At 72.0% G+C, this 10,623-nt stretch carries 9 protein-coding genes; 6 read left to right on the forward strand and 3 right to left on the reverse strand.

Going from position 1 to position 10,623, the window contains the following annotated elements:
* Window positions 1-119 precede the first annotated feature (119 nt).
* The 5 genes from ACWDR3_RS02370 (at window position 120) to ACWDR3_RS02390 (ending at window position 6,345) form a co-directional block, all read left to right on the forward strand.
* On the forward strand, window positions 120-773 hold the full coding sequence (locus tag ACWDR3_RS02370; protein ID WP_450350091.1) for a BON domain-containing protein: 654 nt from the start codon (window positions 120-122) through the stop codon (window positions 771-773).
* A gap of 132 nt (window positions 774-905) precedes the next feature.
* The gene (locus tag ACWDR3_RS02375) at window positions 906-1,166 is read left to right on the forward strand and encodes a hypothetical protein (RefSeq protein ID WP_450350092.1); all 261 of its coding nucleotides are present in this window, start codon (window positions 906-908) and stop codon (window positions 1,164-1,166) included.
* 117 nt (window positions 1,167-1,283) lie between these two features.
* On the forward strand, window positions 1,284-1,751 hold the full coding sequence (locus ACWDR3_RS02380; RefSeq protein WP_450350093.1) for an SsgA family sporulation/cell division regulator: 468 nt from the start codon (window positions 1,284-1,286) through the stop codon (window positions 1,749-1,751).
* Between the two features lie 442 nt (window positions 1,752-2,193).
* On the forward strand, window positions 2,194-5,091 hold the full coding sequence (locus ACWDR3_RS02385) for an ATP-binding protein (protein ID WP_450350095.1): 2,898 nt from the start codon (window positions 2,194-2,196) through the stop codon (window positions 5,089-5,091).
* A gap of 33 nt (window positions 5,092-5,124) precedes the next feature.
* Entirely contained in the window at window positions 5,125-6,345 is a 1,221-nt protein-coding gene (locus ACWDR3_RS02390; RefSeq protein WP_450350096.1) for a PucR family transcriptional regulator, read from the forward strand.
* Window positions 6,346-6,367: 22 nt separating this feature from the next.
* On the opposite strand, the gene ACWDR3_RS02395 is transcribed toward ACWDR3_RS02390, so the two are convergent.
* Both ACWDR3_RS02395 and eno read right to left on the reverse strand, forming a co-directional pair.
* Window positions 6,368-7,204: an alpha/beta fold hydrolase gene (locus ACWDR3_RS02395; protein ID WP_450350098.1), complete on the reverse strand. Its 837-nt coding sequence runs from the start codon at window positions 7,202-7,204 to the stop codon at window positions 6,368-6,370.
* Window positions 7,205-7,285: 81 nt separating this feature from the next.
* Complete coding sequence (eno, locus tag ACWDR3_RS02400; protein ID WP_450350100.1) at window positions 7,286-8,575, reverse strand: phosphopyruvate hydratase; 1,290 nt, start codon at window positions 8,573-8,575, stop codon at window positions 7,286-7,288.
* A gap of 100 nt (window positions 8,576-8,675) precedes the next feature.
* On the opposite strand from eno, the gene ACWDR3_RS02405 reads away from it, so the two are divergent.
* Entirely contained in the window at window positions 8,676-9,560 is an 885-nt protein-coding gene (locus tag ACWDR3_RS02405; RefSeq protein WP_450350102.1) for a winged helix-turn-helix transcriptional regulator, read from the forward strand.
* 82 nt (window positions 9,561-9,642) lie between these two features.
* Here the strand turns inward: ACWDR3_RS02405 and ACWDR3_RS02410 are convergent, their stop codons facing one another.
* A complete protein-coding gene (locus tag ACWDR3_RS02410) occupies window positions 9,643-10,326 on the reverse strand; it encodes a LuxR C-terminal-related transcriptional regulator (protein WP_450350104.1) in 684 nt (227 codons plus the stop codon).
* Window positions 10,327-10,623: the final 297 nt, after the last annotated feature.

Below are 10,623 nucleotides of genomic sequence, written 5' to 3' on the forward strand. Positions count from 1 at the left end.
TCCATAGCGCAGACCAATACCAGAATCGTCCGTATCGCTTTTACCGCACCGGTTTTTCGCGGTGAGCTGAGGGCGAAGCGGACATTCGCCGCTCTCACCGGAACGGAAGGATCCACCCGATGAGCAAGACAAAGGACATTCGCCAGTCGGTCGAGGCGGAGCTCGTCTTCGATCCGCTGGTGAACTCGACGGACATCACCGTTCACAACCTGGGCGGCGAAGTACGGCTCACCGGCACCGTCCCGAGCTACCTCCAGTACCTGGCGGCCGCCACCGCGGCGCAGCGCGTGGCCGGTGTGACCAAGGTCCACAACAACCTGGAGGTGGTGCTGCCGACCGCCCACGAGCGCGACGACGCGACGCTCGCCGACACGGCCAACAGCGTGCTGCTGATGAACATCGCCGTGCCCGTCGGCATCGAGGCGACCGCGAGCAACGGCAACCTGACGCTGACCGGCGTGGTCCGCTTCGGCTCGGAGCGGCAGGCCGCGGAGCAGGCGGTCGCCGGACTCACGGGTGTGCGCGGCATCAAGAACAGGATCGAGATCGCCGACGACGCCGACCCGGTCGACGTCACCCTGCTGGTGTCGGACGCGCTCGACCGCAACGCGCTGATCCTCGACGACAGCGAGGTCGCCGTCACCACCGACGGCAACACGGCGGTCCTCACCGGCCACGTCCGCACCTGGGCGGAGCACGACGCCGTGATCGGCGCGGCCTGGATGGCCCCGGGCGTCTACGACGTACGCGACGACCTCTTCATCACCGGCTGACCGCGAGCCCCCTCAGGCGTTCACCACGGCCGGTCCTTCGGGGAACCCCGCGGGACCGGCCCGCCGGCCTTCTCCGGACCGCCCGCAACGCGACTGAAGCACCTGAACCCCGACCGAGAGGCACAGCACGCCATGTCCGACGCAGCTCGATCCACGAAGAAGGGTCCCGGCCGGTTCCGCGAGCCGGCCACCGAGCTCGAACACCTGTTGCGGGACGCACTCGCACTGGTCGCCGGCACGAAGGCGGTCGCCCGCGCACCCCACGACCACCACGGGTCCCACCACCACCCCCGCCACCGACTCGCCCGCTCGGCTGGCCACTTCGTCGGCTACGCGGTGCTCGGCTACATAGTCCTCCACCAGCGCCGGAGCCTGCGGAACCCGGCCGCCTGACCAGGAGGCCGGCCGCCCGGCACGGCACGAGGGGCACACCCCGAGGCCGTGCCGGGCCCGGCCGATTTCGCACGGACCGGAACGGATCGGCAAGGATCCGCACAGAAAGGGAAGTCCATGGGCCGCTCGGACAACGAACCAGCCAGGGACGTACGTTCACCCGAACAGGACTGCGCGGATCTCTCCCTGCGGATGTGGCGGCACGTGTCCCCGCACGAATCACTGCCGGTCCAGGCCCGGTTCGGCTACGACCGTACCCAACCCCTCGAAGTCCGCGTCGAGTTCCGCACCGACAGCGGTGGCGCCGTCACCTGGGCCCTCTCCCGGGACCTGCTCATGGCCGGCCTGAACCGGCCGAGCGGCGACGGCGACGTACGGATCTGGCCGCCGTGCGCGCGCCACGGCGGGGACAGCCTCTGGATACTCCTCCAGGGGCGGACCGGCGTGGCCCTCCTCGAAGGCGCCATAGAGCCCCTGCGCGCCTGGCTCGGCGAGACGCTCAGGTCCGTTCCCTTCGGCACGGAAGGCTTCTCCTTCGACTGGGACGAGGCCTTCGCGCACGTACTGGCACAGGAGGACCGCTGACGGTCCGACGGCACCCGGCAGGGTGCCGCGCCCTCGACGGCATGGGATCGACGACGCCGGTCCAGGCCGTCCGGGACAGCACATCGACCACTCCACGCCCCACCGCGCACGCGAGTTGAGCGCGCCCCTCACGTACCGGACCTCCCGTACGACACCCGGCGCCACCTGCTCCTCGCACGCACCGCGCGCCGGCGCGACCGCCTCCTCGCCGCGGTCCGGCGACACAGCGCCAGGATCTTCACGAAGCCGCAGCTCAGGCGGATGCCGCGCGGCGACCGTGTGGCGGGCCACTGCCGTCACAGCCGAACGCTGTGGCCGAGCACATCGACCACCGTTTCCCGATGAGCAATGATCTTGATGTCAGTCTGAAACGGACATTTACCCACGTGGAGTCGGCACGTCTCCCGCCCCTGTGCCGATTCGAGTCGAAGGATGCTCTTCCTTGTCACCCGATCATGACTTTTCCGGCCGGCGGCCCGGCGGCGCGGAGTCGGCGAATGCACGGCCCCGAGCGGATCTGGTCGGCCGTACGGCCGAGCTGGAACTGATCGACTCCCTCCTCGCCGGGTCCGACCGGGACGGCACCGGCCTGCTGCTGCGGGGCGCCCCCGGGGTGGGCAAGACGGCCCTGCTGGATGCCGCCGCGGTCCGGGCCGCGCAGCTCGGAATGCGCGTACTGCGCGCCTCCGGCGTGGACTTCGAGGCCGAGATGACCTTCTCCGCCCTGCACCAGATGCTCTATCCGCTGCGCCGCGACGCCGACCGGCTCGCCGATCACCATCGGGACGTCCTGGAGCGGATCTTCGGCGTGGCGCCGGGTCCTTCGCCGGACCCGCCGGCCGTCTCCACCGCCGTCCTCGCCCTGCTCGGCGAGGTCGCCCTCGACCGTCCGCTGCTGCTGATCGCCGACGACGTGTCGTGCATCGACCGCGCCAGCGCGACCGCGCTCGGGTTCGTGGTCCGCAGGCTCGGCGGCGATCCGGTCGTCTTTCTCGCCGCCGCCCGCACCGGAACCGAGGGCCTGTGGCAGCAACTCCGGCTGCCGGCGCGGGAGATCGGGCCGCTCGACGCGCGCTCGGCGGCCGAGCTGCTGGACGCCCGGTGGCCCGGACTGGCGTCTTCGGTACGGCGGCGGCTGATCGCCGAGGCCGCCGGAAACCCGCTCGCGCTAAGGGAGTTGCCGGCCGAACTGACCGGTCGGCAGCGCTCCGGTCAGGACCCCCTGCCCGCCCTCCTGCCCTTCTCCGTACGGCTGGAGACGGCGTTCGCCACCGTCGTCGAGTCGCTGCCCGCGGCGACCCGGAGAGTGCTGCTCATGGCCGCGCTGGACACCGCCGCCGACCTGGCCACGATCCGCGGGGCAGGGGAGGACGGCGCCGCGAACGTGGACGACCTCGCCCCGGCGCAGCAGGCGGAGCTGGTCCAGGTCGACGCGGGCGACGGCCGCATATCGTTCAGCCACCCGCTGGTCCGCGCCACGATCGTGCACCTCGCCCCTCCGCACGAACGCCGTGCCGCGCACCGCTCCCTGGCCGCAGCTTTGGCCCACTCCGCCGAGCGCCGGGCCTGGCACCTGGCCGAGGCGGCGACCGGACCGGACGAGGCGGTGGCCCGGGCACTGGAGGAGGCGGCCCTGTCCGCCTGGCGGCGCGGCGGACCGTCCGTGGCCGAGGGCCGGGCCCCGGAGCGGACGGCCGGGTCCGACCGGCGGCACGTCGACGCGTCCGCCGCGGTGGCCGCGCTCGTGCGGGCCGGCGAACTCAGCCCGCATCCCGGCGACCGGTCCCGCCGACTCGTCGAGGCCGCCTACCTCGCCACCATCACCGGCCGACTCGAAGACGTATCAAGGCTGTTGGCCGACGCCGACACCCCGACCGGACTGGTCTTCGCCGCCACCGCCCACTTCCTCACCAGCGACGAGGGCGACGTCGACGCCGCCTACCGGCTGCTGACCCAGGCGCTCGACGACACCACCGACACCGCCGGGACCGACACCTGGGACTCCTACGCCGTCCTGTACGCGCTGCTGCTCGTCAGCCTCTACACCCTCCGCCCCGAGCCCTGGCAGCTCCTCAGGACCGCCATGTCCCGGTTCGACCCGGCCGCGGTGACCTCGTTCAGACTCTGCTACGACGCCTACGTCGACCCCACGCGCGACTCCGACGCCCTGCGGCAGAGCCTCGCCGACGCCTTCGCGGCGCTGCCCGCCGAAGCGGCACCCTGGGAGCTGATCCCGCTGGCCTTCGCGGCGGTCGCGATGGACGCCCTGTCCGACCACAGGTACCTGGTCGCCCGCATGATCGAACGGGAACGCGACGGCGGCGCGGTCGCCATGGTCATCCCCGCCCTGATGCTGCTGTGCCACGACTCCTACGTCCACGGGCAGTGGGACGAGGCCGAGCGGCTGGCGACGGAGGGGCTGGAGCTGGCGGAGGTCTACGGCTACCACTTCTGGGAGCGGCAGATCCGCGCCCTGCTGGCCTCGGGCGCGGGCCTGCGCGGCGACGCGGAACTCGCCCTTGCCCGCAGCGAGGAGACCACCACCTGGGCGGCGCCCCGCGGCATCGAGGTGACGGAGGCCTACGCCCGGTCGGCCCGCCACCTCGCGGCGCTGGGCCAGGGCGACTACGAGGAGGCGCACGTCCAGGTGGGCAGGATCGACCCGCCCGGCGTACCGAGCCCCGGCATCCCGGGCCGCTGGGTGGTCCTGGACCTGGTCGAGGCGGCCGTCCGCACGGGCCGCACGGACGAGGCCCGCGCGCATGTCGTCGCCGTGCGCGAGGCGGGCATCCACCTCATCTCACCGCGAGTCGCGATGATCACCGCGGGAGCCGAGGCCCTGGCCGCCGATGAGACGGAAGCGGGCCCCCTGTTCGAGCTGGCCCTGTCCCTGCCCCAGGCGGCCCGCTGGCCGTGGGAGCACGGACGCGTCCAGCTCGCCTACGGGCAGTGGCTGCGCCGCACCCGCGATCCCCGTGCCCGCCTGCATCTGAGCGCCGCCCTGGAGACCTTCGACCGGATCGGCGCGAAGGCCATGGCCCAGCGGGCCCGCAACGAGCTGCGCGCCACCGGCGTCGCCACCACCACCGCCCCCGACGCACCGACCGCCACCCTGACCGTGCAGGAACGGCAGATCGCCGAGCTCGCGGCCATCGGCCTCACCAACAAGCAGATAGGTGAACGACTCTTCCTGTCCCACCGCACGGTCGGCTCCCACCTGCACCGCCTGTACCCCAAGCTCGGCATCACCTCCCGCGCCGCGCTCCGCGTCGCTCTGGAGGCGCTGGCACCGGGCGATCCGGCCCCCGGCACGGGCCGACCCCCCGGCGGTACCGTATGAGCATCACTCCTGATCGGTGAGCCGGAGGCGACATTGGTCGACGAGGAGGTCAACGCCCTGGCGACCGTGCTGTACGAACGGCTCGGGGAGCTGGCGAAGGAGATGGCGGCGCGGATCCGGGCGGCTTCCCGCGACTACCACTACGACGTGGTGTCCGCGGAGGACCTGGAGGAGACGTGCCGGACCCACCTCGGCAACGCCCTGGCGGGCCTGGCCGGACGGGCACCCCTGGACACCGAGGCCGCGGCCCGTATAGGCCGCCGCCGCGCCCTGCAGAAGGTGCCGCTGCCCGCCGTGATGACCGCCTACCGCATCGGTGTGACGTACTTCTGGGAGGAGGTCGTCGCCGAAGCCACCCGGAACCCCCTGGTGGGGAGCGACACCCTGGTCGGGGCGGCCTCGGCGATGTGGGCGCTGCAGGACGGCATCACCGAGGCCATGGTCTCCGGGTACCACGAGGCGGTGGCCGAGCGGCTCCTGGCCCATGAGCACGAGCGGTCGGCGATCGTGGAGGCCCTGCTGGAGGGCCGGAGCATGGACGTCGACGCCGTGTGGTCCGCGGCGGACGCCCTCGGCGTACCGCGCAAGGGCCCGTTCACCGTGGTCGCCGCCGAGGTGCCGCAGGTCGGCAGGCACGCCCTGCCCGAGATCGCCGCGATCCTGAACCGGCGCGGCATCCGGTCCGTCTGGCGGCTCCGCCCGGATCTGCAGCTGGGCATCGTGTGCGTACGTACGCCCCGGGAACTGGACGACCTCGTCGAGGTGTTGCGGAAGCACGCGGAGCGGCGCGTGGGCGTGAGCCCCTCCTTCGACGACCTGTGCCTCACCGGAGACGCCCTGCGTTTCGCCAGGGTCGCCATGCGCGGCGGCGACGCGGGCAGCGGCGCCGTCACCGTCTTCGACGACTCCCCGGTCGCGGTCGCGACGGCGGGCGCACCCGACGTGATGGCCCGCGTCGCCGCCACCGTCCTCGGCCCGATCGAGGCCCTGCCGGCCGGCGACCGCGACCTGCTGCTGGACACCCTGGACGCGTGGTTCGCCTGCGGCGGCTCGACCGAGGAGGCCGCCAAGCGCCTCTACGTCCATCCCAACACCGTGCGCCTGCGGCTGCGCCGCATCGCCGAGCGCACCGGCCGCTCCATCGTCGACCCCCGAGGCATCACCGAACTCTCCCTCGCCCTGCACGCGTTGAGGCAGACAGCGAGGTCCTCCCCGCCGAAGCCGACCGACTCGGCGGAGCCGCCGGACAGTTGAGCGGGTCGGGCGAGGGGCCGGCTCAGTCGCCGTACGCCCGCAGATGGTCGAGCAGCAGCCGGTTCAGCTCTTCGGGCGCTTCCTCGGGGATCCAGTGGCTGACACCCGGGAGGGTCTCGAAGCGGTACGGCCCGGTGACCCACTTTCCGCTCTCCTGCGCTGCCGCCGGCCCGAACGCGATGTCCTCCGGGCTCCAGACGTACAGCGTGGGTACGTCGATGACGCCGATCGCGGAGTCGGGGCGGCCGGACCGGTACCAGTTCAGGGCCGCGGTGAGAGCGCCCGGCTCGGACAGGTGCCGCACATACGCGTCGACACTGTCCTGCGGGATCCTGCCGGCGTAGAGGGCCCGCAGCTGCTCGGCGTCGTTCGCGAGCATGCGGTCCTCGGTCGCGGGGGTCTCGCGCCAGTCGCGCATGTAGGTGGACCGTGCGCGCTGGTCCTCGTCCGCGCGCATGGCCCCGGCGAGGGCGCCCGGGTGCGGGGTCGAGACGACCATCAGCGTACGGACGCGGCCGGGGTGCGCGTCGGCGGTCCACCAGGCCACCGCGCCGCCCCAGTCGTGGCCGACCAGCTCGAACCTCGCCCAGCCCAGTTCCTCCGTGATCGCGACGACGTCGTCGACCAGGGCGCCGATGCCGTACTCCTCGGGCCGCTCGGGACGGACCCCGGGGGAGTAGCCGCGCTGGTCCGGTGCCACCACGCGGTAGCCGTCGGCCGCCAACGCCTCGATCTGCCGCCGCCAAGCCCGTCCCGTCTCGGGAAAGCCGTGCAGCAGCAGTACCGGGCGGCCCTCGGGCGGACCGGCCACGAGGGCGTCGAACACGCCCGCGGCGGTGGGAATGCTCAGCTCGGGCACGATCCGCTCCTTCATACCGACTGGTCGGTCACCTTGGCTACCAGCCTTCAGTTCGCGCGGACGGATTGTCAAGGCGGACGGTCAAAGCCGGTGCCGCAGCCCCAGTGCCGCCCGACCGGCGTACCGGGCCTGCGTCCCCAACTCCTCCTCGATCCGCACGAGTTGGTTGTACTTGGCGGTGCGGTCGGAGCGTGAGAGGGAACCCGTCTTGATCTGCCCGCACCCGGTGGCCACCGCGAGGTCCGCGATCGTGGTGTCCTCGGTCTCGCCGGAGCGGTGCGACATGACGACGGTGTAGCCGGCGCGGTGCGCGGTGGCGACGGTGGCCAGCGTCTCGGTGAGCGTGCCGATCTGATTGACCTTCACCAGCACCGAGTTGGCGATGCCGTCCCGGATCCCGGCGCGCAGCAGCGTCTCGTTGGTGCAGAAGACGTCGTCGCCGGTGAGCTGGCAGCGGTCGCCGAGCCGCGCGGTCAGCGCGCGCCAGCCGTCGTGGTCGTCCTCGGCCATCGGGTCCTCGATGGAGGCGACGGGGTAGCGGTCGACCAACTCCGCCAGGTAGTCCGCGTGTTGGGCGGGCGTGCGCCGGACGCCCTCGCCCGTGTAGTCGTAGACGCCGTCGCGGAAGAACTCCGAGGTGGCCGGGTCCATCACGAGCGTGATGTCCGTGCCGGGCTTGTAGCCGGTCTGCTCGACGGCGCGTACGACGAAGTCGAGCGCTTCGTCCGCGGTGCGCAGGTCGGGCGCGAAACCGCCCTCGTCGCCGACGTTCACGCTGTGACCAGCGGCGAGCAGGTTGCCGCGCAGCGTGTGGAAGACCTCGGAGCCCATCCGGACGGCCTCGGCGAAGGTGGCCGCGCCGATGGGGGCGATCATGAACTCCTGGAAGTCCAGCGGATTGTCGGCGTGGGCACCGCCGTTGACGATGTTCATCATCGGCACCGGCAGCACGCGGGCGTCGACCCCGCCGACGTAGCGGTACAGCGGAAGCCGGTGGGCGGCCGCGGCGGCCTTGGCGGTGGCCAGAGAGACCCCGAGCAGGGCGTTGGCGCCGAGCCGGGACTTGGTGTCCGTGCCGTCCAGCTCGGTCATGACACGGTCCACGGTGGCCTGGTCCTCGGCGTCGAGGCCGGTCACGGCGTCCGCGATGCTCTCGTTCACGGCGTCGACGGCGCGCCGAACTCCCTTGCCGTGGAACCGGGTTGGATCGCCGTCCCGCAGTTCCACCGCTTCCCTGGCCCCGGTGGAGGCGCCCGACGGCACGGCCGCGCGGCCGAGCGAGCCGTCCTTGAGTTCGACGTCCACCTCGACGGTCGGGTTGCCCCGGCTGTCGATGATCTCCCGTGCGACGACCCGGCTGATGACGGTCACGAGGCAACTCCTCACGCTGAGCCCGCGTCTCTGACATCGGCGGGCGGTAAGTTCCATCCGGAAACAAAGTGAGTCCCGAAAAGGAACCTACTATGGGCGCATGAGGATGCACAACGCCGACGAGAACTGCGGCATCGCGCAGGCCGCCATGGTCCTGGGGGACTGGTGGAACGTTCTGGTGCTGCGGGAGGTCGCCCGCGGCCATGTCCGCTTCGACGCGCTGGCGGCCGAGATCGGCCTGTCCCGCAAGGTCCTCACCGAGCGCCTCGGCCGCCTCGTCGCCCACGGAGTCCTGCACCGCAGCCTCTACCAGCGACGCCCGGTGCGCTACGAGTACCTGCTCACGGACGCCGGATCCGCACTGCCCCCGCTGCTCGTCGCCATGCAGGACTGGGGCGACCGCTGGGTGCTGGGCGACGGAAGCGTCACCGCGACGGCGACGGAGGACAGCGCGGAACACGCCCGGGTGCATGCCCTGACCGGCACGCGTCTGCCCGACGGCCTGGAACTACCCGGCCCACAGGGCGCCCAACTGCCCGTCGTCCCACCGGACTCCGCCGCGACCGTGCTGTTCACCTACCCCGGCACGGGAGTCGACTGGGGCGACCCGCCCATCCCCGGCACCGCCGGCTGCACGCTGGAGAACCGACTGTTCCGGGACGCCTGGCCCGACTTCCGCCGGGCGGGCGTGTCAGTGCACGGCATCAGCACCCAACTCCCGCACGAACAGGCGGGGTTCGCCCGAGCCGAGGAGGTCCCGTACCCACTCCTGTCCGACGCCCACCACCAACTGGCCGCGGCCCTGCGCCTGCCGACGTTCCGCGGCGCGGGGCGACTGCGGCACAAGCGTCTCGTCCTGATCGTCGACGCCGAACGGACTGTGCGGCACGCGCTGTTTCCGGTGGTCGACATCCCGCACGCCGTCACTCAGAGCCTGAAGCTGGCCGCACAGGTCCGGGACGGATCCGGAACGGCGGGCGCCTGACCGGCGGAGGCTGATTCGCGTATTCGCCGCCCCTCCCGCCCCTCCCGCCTCGAACGCCGATTCCGGAGCGCGCGGCGAGACGTCAGGCCGCCGGTGAATAGCCGGAGGCGAGTGCGGGGGAGGCGTGGAAATCCTCCTGGAGCAGGCCGAGTTCGATCGCCTTGCGGGTGAGGTCCGCCTTGTTGCGGACGTTCAGTTTGTTCCTGATCCGCTTGACGTAGGTGCTGACCGTGGCCTCCGTCAGGCCCATCCGCCGGGCGATCTGACCATGTGTCAGCCCGGTGGCCAGCAGGCGCAGTGCCTCCCGTTCGCGGTGCGCGAGCGCCGGCGCGGGGGTGCCGGCAGGTTGCCGCAGCTCGTGGTGCAACTGGTCGGCGAGGCCCGGTGCCACGTGCAGGCCGCCGAGCGCGACCGTCTCGACGGCGCGCAGTAACTCCTGTCCCTCCGCCTGTTTGCTGACGCAGCCGAAGGCCCCCGCGCGCAGTGCGTCGGTCACCGGCTGCCAGCCCGCGAAGTCCGCGACGACCAGCACCCGGCCGGTGCGGGTGAGCGCGTCGACGGTCTTGGCGAGGGACGGCCCCGTCATCGGTGGAGCGCCGTAGACGACGACGTCGAGGCGCTGCGCGGCCGGACCCGGCAGCTGCGCGGGATGTGCCGCCAGCGCGACCACCCGCAGCAGCGAGCTGCCGGAGAGCAGGGTCTCCAGTCCTAGGCGCACCAGGCTGTGCTGCTCGACGACGGCGATCTGAGAAGTCTGGGGGGACATGAGGCTCCTGCCGTTCTCAGTTGCGGTGAGTTCCGGTTCCTGAGCAGTGAACGTAGTCTCCGAATCAGGCTCCTTCCCCGGCCCGGCCCGGGTGAAAGGAATCACGTGAACCTGTCCGTGACCCTTTCCGTAGCTCAATTCAGCGCCCGTTCAAGGGACTTGCGGTCCGAGGCGGAGCAAGGTCGGCGAGACCCGTTCGGGCCTCGCGTCCGTATCTCTAGATAGCCGAGGTGCCGAAGGAGATGGCGTTGGGCAGCGCCGCGGCCCCATACCCTCCTCGCGGCTGTTGACCCTCGT

Source organism: Streptomyces sp. NPDC001002, assembly GCF_053599215.1.

Bases quoted from the DNA above. Each gene is read 5' to 3' on its own strand.
- ACWDR3_RS02370 (WP_450350091.1), top strand. From the start codon at position 120: ATGAGCAAGACAAAGGACATTCGCCAGTCGGTCGAGGCGGAGCTCGTC.
- ACWDR3_RS02375 (WP_450350092.1), top strand. From the start codon at position 906: ATGTCCGACGCAGCTCGATCCACGAAGAAGGGTCCCGGCCGGTTCCGC.
- ACWDR3_RS02380 (WP_450350093.1), top strand. From the start codon at position 1,284: ATGGGCCGCTCGGACAACGAACCAGCCAGGGACGTACGTTCACCCGAA.
- ACWDR3_RS02405 (WP_450350102.1), top strand. From the start codon at position 8,676: ATGAGGATGCACAACGCCGACGAGAACTGCGGCATCGCGCAGGCCGCC.
- ACWDR3_RS02410 (WP_450350104.1), bottom strand. From the start codon at position 10,326: ATGTCCCCCCAGACTTCTCAGATCGCCGTCGTCGAGCAGCACAGCCTG.